An 18,951-nucleotide genomic window follows, 5' to 3' on the forward strand; every position below is an offset into this window, starting at 1 on the left:
GTCGGATTTATATACAACAGGGTTTCAAGTTAAGTTTTTAATGGCATTATTGACCTCAGTATTGATCATTTTTTAAATATTTCTTATGTTGCATTTGCCGTTTAACCATACAGTTACTCTTATTATTATTACGGTCATTATCTCTTTACTTGCTTTTAGCAATCAAAACGTAATGAACCGATTGATTTTTTGGCCGCCTGCAATGCAACGTGGACAAATTGATCGATTCATTACTCATGGCTTTATCCATGCCGATGGAACACATCTACTCTTCAACATGATTACCCTATTTTTCTTTGGCAGTATTATTGAAAGTTTTTATCGCCAATATTTTTACGACATGGGTTTTGTGTTGTTTTACTTAGGGGGCTTAATCTTCGCGATTTTGCCAAGCTATTTACAACATAAAAATGATGCAAATTGGGCCAGTCTAGGCGCCTCAGGGGCTGTTTCAGCAGTTTTATTTGCTTATATTCTGTTTCAGCCATGGAAGCTGATTTTTGTATTTTTCATTCCTGTCCCTGCTATTATTTTCGCTATTTTATATGTGGCTTATAGCATTTGGGCAGGTAAACGTGGCAATAGCCATATTAACCATAGTGCTCATTTGTGGGGTGCAGCTTACGGGATCATCGTCACCATTTTACTTGAGCCAAAAGTTATTCCACATTTCTTAGATCAACTTACACGCCTTCCTTTCTAAGGGACATAAATCAAAGGAAAGTCCTTAGTGGGCTTTTCTTTTTTTCTCATTAATTTATCACTATAAATTCTCAGTCTTTTTTCTGATTTTCTTTGATCAATTCGTTGTTTTGTTTGCAAAAACCATCTGATTAAACTCATGCCAGTTCTTTTAATAATTCAGATGATACAATGAAGTACAAAGCAATTTTATCTAGCCTTTCCATTGCTTTATTTAGCTTATCTTTGGCTGGATGTAATGACAACGATAATCAAGAAAATGTTGTAAGCACACCTAAGCAACCGAATATCTTATTTATTATGGCTGATGACTTAGGCTATTCAGATTTAGGGGCTTTTGGTGGTGAAATTCACACGCCTAATATTGATAGTTTGGCTCAGGAAGGCCGCCTTTTAACAGATTATCATACTGCCCCGACCTGTTCTCCGACACGCTCTCAACTCATTTCCGGTACTGATCACCATTTAGCTGGCATTGGGGCAATGGCTGAACTCACACCTGAGCATTTGAAGGGACAACCAGGCTACGAAGGCTATTTAAATGAACGTTCTCTATCTATCGCACAAGTACTTAAAGATAATGGTTACCGCACGTACATTAGCGGTAAATGGCATTTAGGCCTAACACCTGAAACCAATGCACATGCTAAAGGTTTTGATCATTCATTTACCCTCTTACAAGGTCTAGATCACCACTTTAAACAAGCGCCAAGTGCGTTTAAACGAAATTCAACTTATACAGAAGATGGGCAGGTTATTCCTGTTTCAGCTTTGCCTGATGACTTTTTCTCGACAAATTATTTTACCGATAAATTACTAAGCTACTTAGATTCAGGCAAAAATAGTGGCAAACCATTCTTTGCTTATGCAGCTTATACAGCACCTCACTGGCCAATTCAGGCACCTGCTGAATACCGCGAAAAATATCGCGGAGTTTATGATGTCGGTTACGATGCTATTCGTAACGCACGTATTGCTAGGCAAAAACAGCTTGGAATTATCCCTACAAACTTTGAAGCAGCAGAACCAATTGCAACTCAAAATGCCCCACAAAAATATGGAAAATGGGATGAGTTAACAGCCGAGCAAAAGGCACTCGAAGCCCGTAAAATGGAAATATATGCAGGCATGGTCGAAAACCTCGATGCTAATGTAGGCCGTATTATTCAATATCTCAAACAAAATAATCTTTATGACAATACTTTAATTTTCTTTGTTTCTGACAATGGCGCAGAAGGTTTTGTACGTGGCGGATATGGCAGTGAATCTGGTTTTGATAACTCTGTAGCAAATGTGGGAACACCAACTTCGTACCACTATATCGGGCCACGTTGGGCCGAGGTCAGCGCGGCACCATTTCATTTATGGAAAGATACAGCTGGTGAAGGTGCAACCACTGCCCCTGCTATTGTGAAATTACCGAACCAGAAAAAAGCAGAAGCAACCAATAATAGCTTTGCATCTGTACTCGATGTTTTCCCAACCCTATTAGAATATGCCCATATTCCAGTACCACAAGGCCAATACAATGGTCGTACCATTAATACGCCATCAGGGGTTTCATGGAAGCCTTTACTTGAAAATAAAACCACTACCATTCGCCCTGCTAATTTTAGTTTTGCCGATGAATTACATGGCAGCAAATATGCAAAACAAGGTGAATGGAAAATTGCAGTTCAAGGACGCCCTGAGTTAGGCACAGGAACTTGGGAGTTGTATAACATTGCCACTGATCGTGGAGAAAACCACAATGTTGCGCAACTTTACCCAGCAAAAGTGCAAGAGTTATTATCGGTTTATCAAAAATATACTGAGAAAAATGGTGTGCAGGAATATAACGCCAAATGAGATTAAAACTATTTTTAGTTACCACAATCAGCCTGTCTTTTATGACAGGCTGTAACCAATCTTTAAAAATTTCTGAGTCATCCTCTTCGACCCAAAAGCCAAATTCTTTAACCGACCTGGGCTCTATTGAAAAGTGTAAAAACTACTCTGGACTACCCCAAGGTTGGCTTAAACAACCTACAGCTGGCATGGTTTTAATTGCCGATGGACATTTTAATTTTGGTTCTGAGAAAGCCTATCCCGATGAATTGAATTTTGGAAAGAAACAACGAGAAGTCAAAGGATTTTGGATTGATCAGACTGAAGTTACCGTTGCTCAGTTTGCAAGCTTCGTAAAAGCAACAGGTTATATTACCGATGCCGAAAAACAAAATCAGGCTGCAGTTTTTTCACCAGACCCTCATCATCCACAGCAATGGTGGCAACTAAAATCGGGATATACATGGAAAACCCCAAACAGCAGTGCTGGTGCTATAGCAACTCCTAATGAGCCCGTACGATATGTGAGTAAAAATGATGCGGAACATTATGCAGTGTGGCTAGGACGTGATTTACCAACAGAACTAGAATGGGAATATGCAGCTAAAGCCAATTCAAAAACTGATACACCTTTACATCAAGCTCCTACTGATGAACATCAGCATCCCCAAGCAAATTACTGGCAAGGTGAATTCCCTTTTCAAAATCTAAATCAAGATCACTTTAAAGATGTGGCACCCGTTGGATGTTTTGCATCAAACAATTTCAAACTATTTGATATGATTGGAAATGTATGGGAATGGACATCATCACCGTATCAAGGTGCTCATGACCAACATATGGGAAATTATTCTGATTTACGACAAAAACAAATCGCGAGCACACAATATGTAATTAAAGGTGGATCTTTCCTTTGTGCACAAAATTATTGTTCACGTTATCGTAGTAGTAGTCGCTACCCACAAGATTTCGATTTAGCTGCAACACATGTAGGGTTTCGAACAATTTTACGGTCTCCTTAATTTCTTCTTAATTAAGCTTATTAAAGATATTTTTTAACCAAAATTAGATCGAAAAATAATCAAAATATTTTTATAGTACAAATGAGAATGATAAAAAAGTGAGAACAAGATGAAAACTTTACTTCTTTGCGCCGCAGCAATTTTCACGATGTCACTATCAGCCTGTGCAGTCCATACTCCCGAAGGTAGTATTGTGATTGACCCAGATTCACCATATTACGGACATCCAGGAGGCTTTTGCCCACCAGGACAAGCTAAAAAAGGACGTTGTTAGAAACTCCCTTTTTTAGAGTAATTTTTAAGTTACTCTAAAGAAATAGAGTTCAATCAAGTAATTGAATACTCAATGAAGGGTTCCACGCCCAAATTAGATGGGATGAAACTAGAAAATTATGGTGTAAAAAAATCACCATATCCCCAAGATTTTTAAAAGACAATCTTACGTTGTCTTCTATCTAGTTTCACCCCAATTCTTTCTTATTCCGTTTGACTTTTCTTACTACTTAAGAAAAAAGTCTAATTTTTAGTCATTTCTGTATCTCTATTATTGATACATTTTGAACATTTTACCTTCAGGTTAAAACTGATGTATTTGCTTAATACAAAATAATCATTTATGTAACGTAAGTCTATAAAAATGTTTTAAAAATGTGAAAAAAATTAAGACTAAAATGAGATGAATTTATCATAATAATCCTCTCTTTCCAGTTTCATCACACAAATAATCAATATTATTTTGTCAGTTATTGCCACTCGTTTCCTTTCATTGGCATAGATAATGTATACATCTGTATATTAACCCAGTCGTATTAACGAGATATTTTATGTCCAGCACAAGTCAAGTCGAAGGTCTACAATTTCCGGTACACGCCTCAACAAAAAAACAAAGTACGTCTCGTACAGGCCAAGAGATTTTATCCGAGGCTTTATCTATTGTAGATAATAAAACTGCACAACAAGTGTTGAATGAAAAAAACTGGCGAAAAAACTATCCTATATATTTTAAAGCCCTTGTTAAACAAGGAATTTCTAATATCAACAACCCAATTACCATTGCAAAGCAAGGTTTGCATAAAGCTCATCATATTTTTGATTATTATCGTGATAATAAGCATTACTTTTTAAAAGATGCCGTTCATATTGCTTCATCTAAACCACTTTATACAGTAAAACTTAAAGGTGAAAGTGACGCTGCACCAGAATGGTATGTTCCTTATAAAGGACAAAAGCTCAGTGGACAAAGCTTACTAGACCAAATTCAACGCTGGGAAAAGGCAGGTATTATTGAACCAAGCCATGCTAAGGCTTTACGTGAAGCTATTGCACATCCAGAATGGTTCGATTTATCTGACCGTACCATGGTGTTATTTGGAGCTGCCTCAGAAGCAGGTCCTCTACCTTGGTTAGCTAAATGGAAAGCGAATATTGTTGCGGTAGATTTACCCAACTCACGAGTCTGGGGAAAAATCTTAAATACGATTCAAAAAGGCAATGCCACCCTCATTGCACCAAGTGCTGAACAAATTGATTCTTCAGTAAAAGCTTCCGAGCTAAAAGATAAGTTAGGTGCAAACTTACTGACTCAATTACCAGAAATTGCGCAATGGTTAGTGCAGTTTCCGCAAAAGTTAGATTTGGCAGCAATCGCCTATTTAGATGGTGAAAAGCATGTACGCGTTTCCATGGCAATGGACAGTATCATGCAATATGTGAGCGAGCATAAATCTGATACAAGCCTTATGTTTATGTGTACTCCAACCGATGTTTATGCGGTACCAAAGGAAGTTGCAGAGGCTGCTCAAGAGAAATTTAAATCACGCAAAAAAATACAAAAATTAGCAGTAAAAGGTGTTTCCACACTTTCTCTCAATCGTTTTTTTCAAGCGCCATATCAAGACTTGGTTACATGTGAAAATGGAAAAACTTATGGTATTGCTGACTGTTTAGTGGTTGAACAAGGTCCAAACTATGCTTTGGCGAAACGTATTCAACAATGGCGTGCAATTTTGGCCCGTCATCAAGGACAACGTGTCAGTATTAATATTGCTCCATCGACCACGACCCATTCAGTAACTAAGAATCCATTACTGAAAGCTGCTTTTAATGGCGCAGAGCTTTTTGATGTAGAAGCATTTAGCCCTGAAACCACTAATGCCATTATGGCGGCACTCTGGATTCATGACTTAAGAAATGAGTCTTCTGTGGCAAATCCTGAAACTGTATTGGACCACCCACTTGAACTTATGATGGAAGGTGCCAACCATGGCGGATTATGGCGTGTGGCTTATTTAGCAAGAACTGCTCTGCCTTTCGCTGCAATTTATGGCTTTGCTACCGAAAAGCTACCTTTTAGAAAATCATCTAAAAAATAATTTATTAAAGCCCAATTTTAGAATTGGGCTTTTTTCTAGTGTGTCTTTATTTAGCTTGAAAGTGTGATAGATATTTTTGCATTTCATCAGATGGTACCATACCGCCTCCAGTCGCCCATATCACATGATTTGCCTGCTGCAACTGCTCAGCTGTTAACTGATGCAAAGCCAAGTAATCAGGACTCGTCTGAACATAATATGGACCCATCATGCCTGCTGCGGCAGAAGGCTCAAGCTGAATATTCTCAGTTCGATTTAAAAGCGCAATGAGCTCATATAAACTTTCATCATGAATGGTATAGTAACCATCGATTAACTGTTGCATCGCACGTCCGACAAAACCTGAAGCACGCCCTACCGCAAGCCCGTCTGCCGCCGTAACATTATCAATACCGATGTCATTTACTGAAATCTGATCATGCAAGCCTGTGTGAACACCCAGTAACATACACGGTGAATGGGTTGGTTCCGCAAAGATACAATGTACATGCTCACCAAAAGCCAGTTTTAGTCCAAAACTTACCCCACCTGGGCCGCCACCGACGCCACACGGCAAATAAACAAATAATGGATGTTCAGCATCGACTTTAATTTGTTTTTGCTCAAATTGCTGTTTTAAGCGTATTCCTGCAACGGCATAACCTAAAAATAATGTTGTTGAGTTTTCATCATCAATGAAAAAACAATGGGGATCTTGCTCTGCGGCTTTTCTTCCCTCGTCAACAGCTACGCCATAATCACTGGCATATTCCACAACATTAACACCCAGTGAACGCAATTTGTCTTTTTTCCACTGTCTCGCATCAGCCGACATATGAACAGTAACTCTAAAGCCGAGTTTGGCGCTCATAATCCCAATAGAAAGCCCAAGATTGCCCGTAGAACCCACTGCAATTTGGTACTTAGAAAAGAAAGCCCGAAATGAATCTTGATCTAATTTACGATAATCATCTTCTGGTTTGAGTAAGCCCGCCTCAATTGCCAATTTTTCGGCGTGAGTTAAGACTTCATAAATACCACCACGTGCTTTAATAGAACCTGAAATAGGTAAATGGCTGTCTTTTTTCAGCCAGAATTTTCCAGTCAATTGTACTTGTTCTGTTGAAGAAAGTGCTTGTTGCATATAAGCAATTTCGACGATATCTGATTCAATTTTTCCCTGTTGTGTTTGAGTTTCAGTAAACACTTTTGCTAAATAAGGTGCGAAACGTGCCAGTCTTGCTTCTGCTTCCCTTACATCCTCAGCAGTTAGCCCAACTTTTGCTAAAGCTTCTTTTAAAGGATAGCGATGAGGTGTAAACCAAAATGTCTCTTGATAAGCTTGCAACGTTTTAATAAGTGGGAATTGTTGTTTTAGCTGATCTATTTGAACCGCATCCATAATCTATCCTGATATAAAATTTTAAGCCCAGCCTATGAAGCTGTTTGGCCTACAACAAATATTAATTTATAGCTGAATGTACATTAAAAACAGTCTCAACTTTAAAAACTAGACAAATAAAAAAGCCACTGTGAACAGTGGCTTTAATTTTTTAAATGCTTTTATACAAACTGTAAGAATAACCAGTACAAACCGCCTGATAAGCAGATTGTTGCTGGAAGAGTAAATACCCATGCAGAGAGAATTGTCTTCACAGTATTAAAGTTTAAACCTGATTTATTCGCGACCATCGTACCCGCAACAGCACTGTTTAAAACGTGTGTTGTTGAAACTGGCATACCTAAACCATCGGCAGCTGCAATTGTACTCATCGCGACAAGCTCAGCAGACATCCCTTGACCATAAGTCATGTGATGCTTACCAATACGCTCACCCACAGTCACAACAATACGTTTCCAACCCACCATTGTGCCGAGACCAAGTGCTAAAGCTACCGCTACTTTTACCCAAGTCGGGATGTATTGTAAGAATGAGTCTAAGCTACTACGGTATTCTTTTACGAGTTTTTGCTGTGATTGATCCATTTTTGGTAAAGCATCTGCTTTATCCAAACGCTTAAACGTCGTTGTACTCAAATACATGTCATTACGAATTTCGCTAATGGCAGCTTCAGGAATATCTTTTAAGTTGTTATAGCTAGAAACTCGCTCACCCAAGTGATCAGTCATACTTGCCAATGCAGGGACAACTTCAGGAGTTTGCTGTTTAGTTTGAATATATTTAGTCAGAATAACACGTGCTTTTTCATCGGTTAATTCAGGCTGATTTTGATTCAAAAATACGGCAGTTTGAGAAGAAAGCTGATGGAATGATTGAACTTGTTGTGTATCGAGGTTTTTATTTAATGAATAAGCCAACGGCACCAGACCAACCAAAATCAGCATGATGAGTCCCATACCCTTTTGGCCGTCATTAGAACCATGTGCAAAACTTACACCTGTACAGGTAAAGATCAAGATTGCACGAATGATTGCTGGTGGTGGTTTATTCCCTTCAGGTGGTTGGAATAATTCTAATTGGCGTTTAAAAATAGTTTTAACCAACAAGAATACAATCGCTGCAAAAGCGAAACCAATTAAAGGTGAAAATAATAATGCCTTACCAACTTTAATCACCTGATCCATATCAACACCACTGGTCGTTACGCCAGTCGATGCACTCAATAGATGGTTCATAATGCCCACACCTAAGATTGAACCAATCAAGGTATGAGAACTAGATGCAGGAATACCTAAGAACCATGTACCTAAGTTCCAGAGAATCGCAGCTATAAGAAGCGCAAAAACCATTGCGAAACCTGCACCACTGCCCATATTCATAATCAGTTCAACAGGCAACAATGCAATAATGCCGTAAGCGACTGCGCCGCTTGCAACCATTACCCCAAGAAAATTACAAAAACCAGCCCACATGACTGCAACCGGTGCCGGTAAAGCATTGGTGTAAATTACTGTTGCCACTGCATTTGCAGTATCGTGAAAGCCATTTACAAATTCAAAGCCTAAAGCAATCAAGAGTGCAGTAGATAAAAGAATAACTGAATAAAGGCTCAAAGGTGGTACATGTGCTAAATCAGCACTCACCTGAAATCCGATATAAATAAGTGTTGCAACAATAATCGTCAGAAACACCGGCATAAAAAACTTAGGTGTCGGGACATGTACATTCGTCGATTTGACTTGCAGGTTTGCCGCAAGTTTTGAATCCGAAACAGGGGGTAGATTAGAATTCATGCAGACGGTAAGAGGATAAGAAAATCCTCTGTATTCTTAAATTAAATTATGACAATTATATGACAAAGCGGCGCCTGATGAAGTCAATTTTTCATATTTTGACCTCATTTGATGCACCTTTCCCCTACCTATTTTATTTTTTTATTAAAATACAATAATTTATATAACTCCATATCCATCGAATTTATGACTATTTTTAAAGCAAAAATATCTAAAAAATTACCTAAACGGCCACTTTTTAAACAACACAATTGTCATAAAACCGAATATTGGAGATGAAATATTTCAATATCATGATCATTTTATGAATATTTGATGAAAAATCAGACTCTACTTTGTCATAAAGCGCTTGTTTGCTGAATAAGTTACAGTGAATGATGGGTCGTTATAGGTCATCTATTGCGCAACTATTCTGTTACAATAGCGCCGCATTTTTAAATTTGTACAATATCGGGGTTTTATATGTCCACGCTTGCCACCCTAAAAGCGCTTCTTGCCAAACGTATTTTGATAATTGATGGTGCAATGGGCACTATGATTCAGCGCCATAAATTGGAAGAAGCCGACTATCGTGGTGAGCGTTTTGCCGATTGGGCACATGACTTAAAAGGTAACAATGACCTTTTAGTGCTGACGCAACCCCAAATTATTCAAGGTATTCATGAGGCTTATCTTGATGCGGGTGCGGACATTATTGAAACCAACAGCTTTAACGGCACACGTGTTTCAATGTCTGATTACCACATGGAAGATCTTGTTCCAGAGATTAACCGTGAAGCAGCACGTTTAGCTAAAGCAGCTTGTGAAAAGTATTCGACTCCAGATAAGCCGCGTTTTGTCGCAGGTGTGCTTGGGCCAACATCACGTACTTGTTCAATTTCACCGAATGTAAATGACCCTGCCTTTCGTAACATTACCTTTGATGAGCTAAAAGAAAACTATATTGAAGCGACTCATGCGCTGATTGAAGGCGGCGCAGATATCATTTTGATTGAAACCGTATTTGATACATTAAACTGTAAAGCTGCGATTTTTGCGGTCAAAGAAGTCTTTAAACAAATTGGTCGCGAATTACCAATCATGATTTCGGGGACCATTACCGATGCGTCGGGTCGTACCTTAACAGGTCAAACTGCCGAAGCGTTCTGGAACTCTGTACGTCATGGTGACTTGCTATCGATTGGCTTTAACTGTGCGCTTGGTGCAGATGCAATGCGTCCTCACGTAAAAACCATTTCTGATGTAGCAGATACGTTTGTTTCAGCACATCCAAATGCAGGCTTACCAAACGCTTTTGGTGAATATGATGAAACACCAGAGCAAACTGCAGCATTCCTAAAAGAATTTGCAGAAAGCGGTTTGATCAACATTACTGGGGGGTGCTGTGGTACAACGCCTGACCACATCCGTGCAATTGCCAATGCGGTAAAAGATATTGCGCCTCGTCAAGTTCCTGAAACTGTACCTGCGTGTCGTTTAAGTGGTTTAGAACCATTTAATATTTATGATGACTCATTGTTCGTAAACGTGGGTGAACGTACTAACGTTACAGGTTCAAAAAAATTCTTACGCTTAATTCGTGAAGAAAACTTTGCCGAAGCTTTAGAAGTGGCACAGCAGCAAGTTGAAGCTGGCGCACAGATTATCGACATTAACATGGATGAAGGGATGCTCGATTCGCAAAATGCGATGGTGCATTTCTTAAACCTTGTGGCTTCTGAGCCAGATATTTCACGTGTGCCAATTATGATTGACTCATCAAAATGGGAAATCATTGAAGCTGGCTTAAAATGCGTACAAGGTAAACCCGTTGTTAACTCGATTTCATTAAAAGAAGGTTATGACGAGTTTGTCGAAAAAGCTCGCCTGTGCCGCCAATATGGTGCTGCGATTATTGTCATGGCATTTGACGAAACAGGTCAGGCCGACACTGCTGAGCGCAAACGTGAAATCTGTAAACGTTCTTATGATGTATTGGTTAATGATGTCGGCTTCCCTGCTGAAGATATTATTTTTGACCCGAACGTGTTTGCAGTAGCAACGGGTATTGAAGAACACAATAATTATGGCGTCGATTTTATTGATGCTACAGGTTGGATTAAACAAAACTTACCTCACGCCATGATTTCTGGTGGTGTATCGAACGTTTCATTCTCGTTCCGCGGTAATGAACCTGTTCGTGAAGCGATTCACTCTGTGTTCTTGTACCATGCCATTAAACAAGGCATGACCATGGGTATTGTAAATGCCGGCCAAATGGCAATTTATGATGATATTCCAACCGAACTTAAAGAAGCAGTTGAAGATGTCATCCTAAACAAAAACCAAGGTGAGTCTGGTCAAGCTGCGACTGAAAAATTACTTGAAGTCGCTGAAAAATATCGTGGACAAGGCGGTGCGGCAAAAGAAGCTGAGAACCTTGAATGGCGTAATGAGTCTGTAGAAAAGCGTCTTGAATATGCCTTAGTTAAAGGTATCACGACTTATATTGATGAAGATACCGAAGAAGCGCGCCTCAAAGCTAAACGTCCTTTAGATGTAATCGAAGGCGCTTTGATGGATGGCATGAATGTCGTTGGTGACTTGTTCGGTTCGGGCAAAATGTTCTTACCACAGGTTGTGAAATCTGCACGTGTTATGAAGCAAGCTGTAGCTTGGCTCAACCCGTACATTGAAGCAGAAAAAACAGGTAGCCAATCTAAAGGTAAAGTCCTGATGGCAACTGTTAAAGGTGACGTACATGATATTGGTAAAAATATTGTAGGCGTAGTACTGGGTTGTAATGGTTATGACATTGTTGACCTTGGCGTGATGGTACCTTGCGAGAAAATCTTGCAAACTGCAATTGATGAAAAATGTGACATCATCGGTTTGTCAGGTCTGATTACCCCATCTTTAGATGAGATGGTCTTCGTTGCGAAAGAAATGCAACGTAAAGGCTTTAACATTCCTTTATTAATTGGTGGCGCGACTACATCAAAAGCACACACAGCAGTAAAAATTGATCCTCAGTATCAAAACGATGCGGTAATTTATGTTGCCGATGCTTCGCGTGCGGTAGGTGTTGCAACGACCCTACTTTCGAAAGAAATGCGTGGAAACTTTATTGCAGAGCACCGTGCTGAATATGCCAAGATCCGTGAACGCTTAGCCAACAAACAGCCAAAAGCTGCCAAATTGACTTATAGCGAGTCAGTTGAAAATGGTTTTAAAATTGACCAAAGCTATGTACCGCCAAAACCAAATCTATTGGGAACACAAGTTTTAACGAACTACCCACTTGCTACACTCGTAGAGTATTTTGACTGGACACCATTCTTTATTTCTTGGAGCTTGGCAGGTAAGTTCCCGAAAATTTTAGAAGATGAAGTGGTTGGTGAAGCGGCAACTGACTTGTACAACCAAGCTCAAGCGATGCTGAAAGATATTATCGACAACAATCGTTTTGATGCTCGTGCTGTATTTGGTATGTTCCCTGCAGAGCGCACTGACGCCGACACTGTCAGCGTATTTGATGAAGCTGGTCAAACTGTTACCCATACTTTTGAGCACTTACGTCAACAATCTGACAAAGTCACAGGTAAACCAAACTTGTCTTTGGCAGATTACATTCGCGCTGACCGTGAGCAACAGGACTACTTAGGCGGATTCACTGTATCGATTTTTGGTGCAGAAGAATTGGCAAATGAATACAAAGCCAAAGGTGATGACTACTCTGCAATCTTAGTTCAGTCATTGGCTGACCGTTTTGCTGAAGCCTTTGCAGAACACTTACATGAACGCATTCGTAAAGAGTTCTGGGGCTATAAAACTGATGAACAGCTTAGCAATGAAGAACTGATTAAAGAGAAATATGTCGGTATTCGCCCTGCTCCAGGCTACCCTGCTTGCCCTGAGCACTCTGAAAAAGCAGTGTTGTTTGACTGGTTAGGTTCTACCGACAAAATCGGTACTAAACTCACTGAACACTTTGCAATGATGCCACCATCTTCGGTAAGTGGTTTCTATTATTCTCACCCTCAAAGTGAATACTTTAACGTGGGTAAAATCTCTCAAGACCAACTTGAAGATTATGCAAAACGTAAAGGTTGGACACTGGACGAAGCGAAGCGTTGGTTAGGGCCGAATTTAGATGATTCGATTGTTTAAGTTTTTCAATCACCCTGATTAAAAAATAGGGCGTGAAGGAAATTCCATCACGCCCTTTTCAATTCTAGAGTTTAGTCTTTTTACTTCAAATGTGACTTAATCTTCTCTTTAATTGCTTCAGTTGAAATACCATATCGATCATGCAAAGTGGGTAAAGCCCCTGCATCTAAAAATGCATCAGGCAAACCAATCATGTCAAAACGAGGATGTTGTCCATTTCTTAGAAGTAATGAGCCAACTGCTTCGCCTAACCCACCAATGACTGAGTGATTTTCAGCAGTTAAAACAGGTCGGCCACCTTTTGCGACTTCATCCAAAATGGTTTGTTCATCTAAAGGCTTAATGGTCGGTACATGTAGCACTGAAACCTCAATGCCCTCTTTTTCAAGCTCTTCGGCTGCCTCAAGCGCACGCATGGTCAATAAACCAGTCGAAATAATGAGTAAATCTTTACCAGGTTTAATCACCTGTGCCTTACCTAACTTAAACTGGTAATTGTATTTATCGAGTACTAATGGAACCTGTCCACGTAATAAACGCATATATACAGGGCCATTATGCGCAGCAATTTGAGGAATCGCCTGTTCGATTTCTAAAGCATCACATGGATCGATAACCATCAAGTTCGGCATAGCACGGAAAATTGCAATATCATCTGTCGCCTGATGGCTTGGGCCGTAGCCCGTAGTTAACCCCGGAAGTGCTGCCACAATTTTGACATTCAGGTTATCTTCCGCAATCGCCATACAAATAAAGTCATAGGCACGGCGTGATGCAAACACGGCATAAGTTGTTGCAAAAGGAACAAATCCTTCACGAGCAAGTCCTGCTGCTGCGCTCATCAAAAGTTGTTCTGCCATGCCCATTTGGAAAAACTTGTCTGGGTTTTCTTTAGCAAAGATATGTAGGTCAGTGTATTTAGATAAATCTGCTGACAAACCTACGATATCGTCACGCTCTTTTGCCAAGGCATTCAATGCATGTCCAAATGGTGCGGGTTTGGTCGGTTGGCCCTCCGCAGCAATAGAAGCAATCATTGCCGAAGTGGTTAGTTTTTTCTTAGGAGGATTGGCTAACTGGCTCATGGTGTATTCCTTACTGTCCGTAGTGGGTCAAAATATTTAAAGCATCATCCCATTCATGTTCATCAACACGAATGAAGTGTGTTTTTTCGCGGCTTTCCAAGAACGACACGCCCTTACCCATCTTGGTGTCACAAATAATGACACGTGGGCATGTTCCCTCATGGTTTCGTGCTTGGTCGAATGCTGTAAGTAAAGCTTCCACGTCATTGCCATCTACGCGTTGGGTGTACCAACCAAATGATTGCCAACGATCAACAATTGGTTCAAACGCTAAAATTTCGCTTGAGTGCCCATCTGCCTGCTGATTATTCACATCAATAATCGCAATCAAGTTATCTAGTTTCCAATGAGAAGCAGACATCACAGCCTCCCATGTTGAGCCTTCATTTAGCTCTCCATCGGACAGTAAGTTATATACAAAAGCATCTGATTTTTTCTGTTTTAGCCCTAGACACGCACCGACCGCAATTCCAAGACCATGTCCCAATGAACCACCAGTAATTTCCATACCCGGTGTATATGAAGCCATGCCCGACATCGGTAGACGACTGTCATCTGCACCGTAAGTTTCAAGTTCTTCAAGTGGGATAATTTTTGCTTCAATTAAGGCCGCATAAAGTGCAATTGCATAGTGCCCAATAGAGAGATAAAAACGGTCACGACCTTCCCACTCAGGGTTTTCTGGCTGATATTTCATGGCATGGAAATAAGATACTGCCAGTAGATCTGCGGCACCTAAAGCTTGTCCGACATAACCTTGACCTTGTACTTGCCCCATACGTAAAGCATGTTGGCGAATGTGGTAGGCACGTTGTTGCAACTCGGCAATTTGGCCTGCTTTATCAATATTTAACATTGTCATTTACTATTTCCTTATTAACGATTGACCAGTTTTGCTGGAACACGCAGAACCAGACTGGCACCGAAAATTAATACTGCCGTGATTAAGAACATGCCGATTGCATTTGAACCAGTGTTGGTGGTGATCCAACCAATTAGATAAGGTGAGCAGAAGCCTGCGAGGTTGGCGAAGCTATTGACGGCTGCAATACCTGCCGCAGCGGAAACACCACCTAAAAAGTTGGTCGGTAACATCCAGAATAAAGAGGATGCCGTCAGCACACCTGAAGCTGCGATGCAAAGGCAAATTAGAGAAAGGGTTAGGTTTGAAGCGAATAAGGTCGCAAATGTAAGTGCTATAGCGCCTGCACACATCGGGATAATTAAATGCCAGCGGCGTTCTTGGAAATGGTCACCGCTACGCCCTGCCAAAATCATAACCACAATCGCACACATATAAGGCAGGCTTGTGAGCAAACCGATATGCCAGTTATCGCTAATGCCCGAGTTACGAATGAGAGTTGGTAGCCAAAAGGTAATGGCGTATTGGCCCATCACTACACAAAAGTAGATGCCCGCCAGTAACCATAACCGTTTATCCGCAATAAACTCTTTAACGCTAGCATGACCTTCTTTGTGCTGGTTATCTTGAGCAAGCTCTTGCTTCACCAAGTTCTTTTCGTCTTGGGTTAACCAATTGGCGTCTTGAACTGAATCTTTTAAAACAGCTAGTACCAGTAGGCCAACAAGCACAGTAGGAATGGCTTCGATCACAAACATCCACTGCCACCCAAACCAACCATGTACACCGCTCATCCGGTCCATGATTAAGCCTGAAAGCGGCCCACCAATCATTCCCGAAATTGGAATCGCGATAAACCAAAGTACGGTCATGCGTGCACGGCGGTAAGACGGGAACCAGTAAGTGAGGTAAAGCAACAAGCCTGGAGCCAGACCAGCTTCGGCAACACCGAGCAGAAAACGTAAGGCATAAAATTGCCATTCAGTTTGAACAAAAGCAAAACAGCCTGACAAAATACCCCATGTAATCATGATACGGGCAATCCAACGTCTTGCACCTACCTTATGGAGTACGATGTTGCTTGGTACTTCACAAAGAAAATAACCAATAAAGAAAATCCCTGCGCCTAGCCCATATACAGCTTCACTAAACTGTAAATCACTCATCATCTGGAGCTTGGCAAAACCTACATTTACTCGATCTAAATAGGCACAAAAATAACAAAGCATTAAAAATGGCATGAGCCGAAATGCAATTTTTCGATACGCCGATTTACGAACCGTTGTATCTACTTCAGATGAAAATACTGTATCCATCATGCGAATCCCTTTACATTTGGTCACAGTATCCTCTTGTGACCATCATTCTATTTTTAGTTTTGAAATAGTGAGCGATTAATGAATCAGCATGCCACCATTTACATCAAGTGTGACACCAGTTAAGTAAGCTGACAGATCACTTGCCAAAAATAATGCTGCATTTGCAACATCTTGCGCTTTACCTAAGCGGCCGAGTGGAATACCTGCCAGAATGTCGTGACGGCGGTCATCATTCATTAAACCGCCAGTAATATCAGTCTGGATTAGGCCCGGCGTAAGAGAATTTACACGGATCTGATCGCCACCAAACTCACGTGCCATCGCTTTTGCCAAACCTAAAACCCCTGCCTTTGCAGCGCTGTAATGTGGTCCACCAAAAATACCGCCACCACGTTGTGCTGAAACTGAAGATAGACACACAATGCTTCCACCACCGTTTGCTTTCATGGATGGAATAACCGCTTGCGACATAATGAGTGTTCCGCGGAGGCTGACATCTAAAATACGGTCATAGTCATTGCGCTGAATATCAAGTGTTTTAACTGGCTGAGTAATACCAGCATTGTTAATTAAAATATCAATCTTGCCATAGTGCTGTAACGCTTGTTCAACAGCTGCTTTGACCTGTTCTTCGTTCGCAACGTTTGCAGCAAGACCTAAATGTCCTTCACCAAGTTCCTTTGCAGCGTTTTGGCTTTGAGCAAGATCTAAATCAACAATAATGACTTTGGCACCTTGTTGTGCAAAGATTTCTGCGGTTGCTCGCCCAATTCCACGTTCTGATGCTGCACCGGTAATTAATGCCACTTTTCCTTGTAGTAACATGTTTAATCCTCTTTTACGCTTTATATCCTGAGTTCTGACTTAGAATCTCTTTTTTCACAAAGCCCAGCAATCAGCTCGAATTCAACAAGGCATGAAAAAAATTCATGCCTATGCTATTTTTAAATAAGTTTTAGGGATAAAAACGGATCATTTCATGGATAGCAGTGAAAACAATTTCAATCAGATGCCTTCAATTAAAACATTACAGGCTTTTGAACAAACCGCCCGTTTCGGCAATGTTGCCAAGGCAGCCGAGAATTTAAATCTCACGCCATCAGCAGTGAGTCATCAAATTGCTAAGCTTGAAGAAATGATTGGGCAGAGTTTATTTATTCGTGGTGCTCGTGGTGTGACGCTGACTCCTTCTGGCGAACGCTATTTTCAAGATGTCACCACCATTTTGCATAACCTAATGTTAGCGACTGAAAAAGCTGCCGATAAAAGCCCGAAAGACAGTTTATATATTCATTCATCACCAAGTTTTGGTTTGCTCTGGTTACTCCCCCGCCTTGAGTCATTTAAAGAAAAATTTCCAATGATTCAGGTCAACTTGTCATGTTCATATGAAAATTTGCACTTCACCCGTGACAAGATTGACATTGATATCCGTCATGGTTTGCCCAACTGGACAGGCGTAGAAATCAGAACCATTCGTAATGAAAAGCTAGAAGTGCTTGCATCTCCTAAGTTACTTGAACGTAGTCCTGTGCATAAACCTCAAGATTTATTAAAGAAAGAACTGATTTTATCGCGTTCAACCTTAGTTACTTGGCCCCAATGGTTTGCCCATCAGGGTTTAAGCATTCCTGAGTTTCCCTACACTTTGAGTTTTGACCGCTCTTATATGTCACTTGAGGCAGCCACACATGGACTAGGTTTTGTTTTAGAAAGTAATTTACTTACTCAAAATTATTTGGAATCTGGAAAGTTGGTTAGAGTTTTTGCCGATGAGCTATCGATTCCTATCTCTGCTCATCATTTGGTTTATCCACGAACCCACCAGTTTATTCCTAAAATTGAGCTGTTTTTAAACTGGATTCATGATGAGTTGGCAGATTGAGAAAGTGGTTTCTTAAAGGATCTGAATTTGCTCAACTCGTAAGTGATGCATCATCTCTCGAACAAATACAAAGTAGGTAAAAATATTAAGCTGATCTGAAGCCACTTGGTTTGTGTAGTAGCTCAAACGCTCAATAAAACTATTAAATCCATGCTCAAGCTCAATACGGCTGATTTGCTTTTTAGCACTAAAAAATAACTGACTGAGTTGTTTCATGGCTTTATCAGAAGTAACAGCTACACCACTTATATTTAAATTTCTAAGTGGCTGAGACTCGATGATTTCTTCAATAAGATAAATCATCTTTTCAATAGCAAGTTCATCAATAACGCCATGGCCGATACTTTTTGAACCAACAAAACCTAAGCCCTGTTCAAGGTGAATGTGTTGGCTGTCTACATCAAACGAGAGACTATTTAGACCAAGTGAAAATTTTAAAACCGAGTCGGGATGATTCATAAAAATAACTTACCGTCGAATTTTGCTCATAAGATTAATTTCTTTATAAGCGTAAATTGAACCAGTTTTTTCAATATTTAACATTAACAGTTCCA

Annotated in this window: 14 protein-coding genes; 7 read left to right on the top strand and 7 right to left on the bottom strand. The window is 40.3% G+C overall.

The features are described from left to right. The first annotated feature begins 85 nt into the window (after nucleotides 1–85). The 5 genes from POD11_RS02470 to POD11_RS02490 all read left to right on the top strand — a co-directional run bounded on the left by POD11_RS02470 (nucleotide 86) and on the right by POD11_RS02490 (nucleotide 5,923). Nucleotides 86–703: a rhomboid family intramembrane serine protease gene (locus POD11_RS02470; RefSeq protein WP_002117778.1), complete on the top strand. Its 618-nt coding sequence runs from the start codon at nucleotides 86–88 to the stop codon at nucleotides 701–703. Between the two features lie 170 nt (nucleotides 704–873). Further along, complete coding sequence (locus POD11_RS02475) at nucleotides 874–2,550, top strand: arylsulfatase (protein ID WP_262456189.1); 1,677 nt, start codon at nucleotides 874–876, stop codon at nucleotides 2,548–2,550. Beyond that, on the top strand, nucleotides 2,547–3,551 hold the full coding sequence (locus tag POD11_RS02480) for a formylglycine-generating enzyme family protein (RefSeq protein ID WP_262456190.1): 1,005 nt from the start codon (nucleotides 2,547–2,549) through the stop codon (nucleotides 3,549–3,551). Before POD11_RS02475 ends, POD11_RS02480 begins: the two co-directional genes overlap by 4 nt. Before the next feature lie 109 nt (nucleotides 3,552–3,660). Continuing rightward, nucleotides 3,661–3,825, top strand: coding sequence for a hypothetical protein (locus tag POD11_RS02485; protein WP_000854552.1), 165 nt, complete (start codon nucleotides 3,661–3,663; stop codon nucleotides 3,823–3,825). A 550-nt stretch (nucleotides 3,826–4,375) separates the two neighbouring features. Beyond that, a complete protein-coding gene (locus POD11_RS02490) occupies nucleotides 4,376–5,923 on the top strand; it encodes a hypothetical protein (protein ID WP_262456191.1) in 1,548 nt (515 codons plus the stop codon). A gap of 46 nt (nucleotides 5,924–5,969) precedes the next feature. Here POD11_RS02490 and POD11_RS02495 read toward each other — a convergent pair whose 3' ends face one another. Both POD11_RS02495 and POD11_RS02500 read right to left on the bottom strand, forming a co-directional pair. Next, nucleotides 5,970–7,304: a D-serine ammonia-lyase gene (locus POD11_RS02495; protein ID WP_262456192.1), complete on the bottom strand. Its 1,335-nt coding sequence runs from the start codon at nucleotides 7,302–7,304 to the stop codon at nucleotides 5,970–5,972. Between the two features lie 161 nt (nucleotides 7,305–7,465). Then, nucleotides 7,466–9,097 carry an inorganic phosphate transporter gene (locus POD11_RS02500; RefSeq protein ID WP_016141919.1) on the bottom strand — a complete coding sequence of 544 codons (1,632 nt, stop codon included), beginning with the start codon at nucleotides 9,095–9,097 and terminating at the stop codon, nucleotides 7,466–7,468. A gap of 462 nt (nucleotides 9,098–9,559) precedes the next feature. Between POD11_RS02500 and metH the strand changes: the two genes are divergently transcribed. After that, nucleotides 9,560–13,246 (top strand): methionine synthase, encoded by a 3,687-nt coding sequence (metH, locus tag POD11_RS02505; RefSeq protein ID WP_262456193.1) that lies wholly within the window; start codon nucleotides 9,560–9,562, stop codon nucleotides 13,244–13,246. Nucleotides 13,247–13,326: 80 nt separating this feature from the next. Here the strand turns inward: metH and POD11_RS02510 are convergent, their stop codons facing one another. The 4 genes from POD11_RS02510 to POD11_RS02525 form a co-directional block, all read right to left on the bottom strand. Beyond that, nucleotides 13,327–14,331 carry a transketolase family protein gene (locus tag POD11_RS02510; protein WP_239967564.1) on the bottom strand — a complete coding sequence of 335 codons (1,005 nt, stop codon included), beginning with the start codon at nucleotides 14,329–14,331 and terminating at the stop codon, nucleotides 13,327–13,329. Between the two features lie 10 nt (nucleotides 14,332–14,341). Beyond that, on the bottom strand, nucleotides 14,342–15,187 hold the full coding sequence (locus tag POD11_RS02515; protein ID WP_239967642.1) for a transketolase: 846 nt from the start codon (nucleotides 15,185–15,187) through the stop codon (nucleotides 14,342–14,344). A gap of 20 nt (nucleotides 15,188–15,207) precedes the next feature. Beyond that, nucleotides 15,208–16,509, bottom strand: coding sequence for an MFS transporter (locus tag POD11_RS02520; protein ID WP_213071934.1), 1,302 nt, complete (start codon nucleotides 16,507–16,509; stop codon nucleotides 15,208–15,210). Between the two features lie 78 nt (nucleotides 16,510–16,587). Continuing rightward, nucleotides 16,588–17,337 (bottom strand): SDR family NAD(P)-dependent oxidoreductase, encoded by a 750-nt coding sequence (locus POD11_RS02525; RefSeq protein WP_239967565.1) that lies wholly within the window; start codon nucleotides 17,335–17,337, stop codon nucleotides 16,588–16,590. 184 nt (nucleotides 17,338–17,521) lie between these two features. On the opposite strand from POD11_RS02525, the gene POD11_RS02530 reads away from it, so the two are divergent. Then, the gene (locus POD11_RS02530) at nucleotides 17,522–18,397 is read left to right on the top strand and encodes a LysR substrate-binding domain-containing protein (protein WP_080593047.1); all 876 of its coding nucleotides are present in this window, start codon (nucleotides 17,522–17,524) and stop codon (nucleotides 18,395–18,397) included. Between the two features lie 12 nt (nucleotides 18,398–18,409). Here the strand turns inward: POD11_RS02530 and POD11_RS02535 are convergent, their stop codons facing one another. Next, nucleotides 18,410–18,856 carry a hypothetical protein gene (locus POD11_RS02535; protein ID WP_239967566.1) on the bottom strand — a complete coding sequence of 149 codons (447 nt, stop codon included), beginning with the start codon at nucleotides 18,854–18,856 and terminating at the stop codon, nucleotides 18,410–18,412. Nucleotides 18,857–18,951 lie beyond the last annotated feature (95 nt).

The sequence above is a fragment of the Acinetobacter sp. P1(2023) genome (assembly GCF_028367635.1).
GTDB classification, from domain to species: domain Bacteria; phylum Pseudomonadota; class Gammaproteobacteria; order Pseudomonadales; family Moraxellaceae; genus Acinetobacter; species Acinetobacter pittii_E.

Bases quoted from the DNA above. Each gene is read 5' to 3' on its own strand.
- POD11_RS02470 (WP_002117778.1), top strand. From the start codon at position 86: ATGTTGCATTTGCCGTTTAACCATACAGTTACTCTTATTATTATTACG.
- POD11_RS02475 (WP_262456189.1), top strand. From the start codon at position 874: ATGAAGTACAAAGCAATTTTATCTAGCCTTTCCATTGCTTTATTTAGC.
- POD11_RS02480 (WP_262456190.1), top strand. From the start codon at position 2,547: ATGAGATTAAAACTATTTTTAGTTACCACAATCAGCCTGTCTTTTATG.
- POD11_RS02485 (WP_000854552.1), top strand. From the start codon at position 3,661: ATGAAAACTTTACTTCTTTGCGCCGCAGCAATTTTCACGATGTCACTA.
- POD11_RS02490 (WP_262456191.1), top strand. From the start codon at position 4,376: ATGTCCAGCACAAGTCAAGTCGAAGGTCTACAATTTCCGGTACACGCC.
- POD11_RS02495 (WP_262456192.1), bottom strand. From the start codon at position 7,304: ATGGATGCGGTTCAAATAGATCAGCTAAAACAACAATTCCCACTTATT.
- POD11_RS02500 (WP_016141919.1), bottom strand. From the start codon at position 9,097: ATGAATTCTAATCTACCCCCTGTTTCGGATTCAAAACTTGCGGCAAAC.
- metH (WP_262456193.1), top strand. From the start codon at position 9,560: ATGTCCACGCTTGCCACCCTAAAAGCGCTTCTTGCCAAACGTATTTTG.
- POD11_RS02510 (WP_239967564.1), bottom strand. From the start codon at position 14,331: ATGAGCCAGTTAGCCAATCCTCCTAAGAAAAAACTAACCACTTCGGCA.
- POD11_RS02515 (WP_239967642.1), bottom strand. From the start codon at position 15,187: ATGTTAAATATTGATAAAGCAGGCCAAATTGCCGAGTTGCAACAACGT.
- POD11_RS02520 (WP_213071934.1), bottom strand. From the start codon at position 16,509: ATGGATACAGTATTTTCATCTGAAGTAGATACAACGGTTCGTAAATCG.
- POD11_RS02525 (WP_239967565.1), bottom strand. From the start codon at position 17,337: ATGTTACTACAAGGAAAAGTGGCATTAATTACCGGTGCAGCATCAGAA.
- POD11_RS02530 (WP_080593047.1), top strand. From the start codon at position 17,522: ATGCCTTCAATTAAAACATTACAGGCTTTTGAACAAACCGCCCGTTTC.
- POD11_RS02535 (WP_239967566.1), bottom strand. From the start codon at position 18,856: ATGAATCATCCCGACTCGGTTTTAAAATTTTCACTTGGTCTAAATAGT.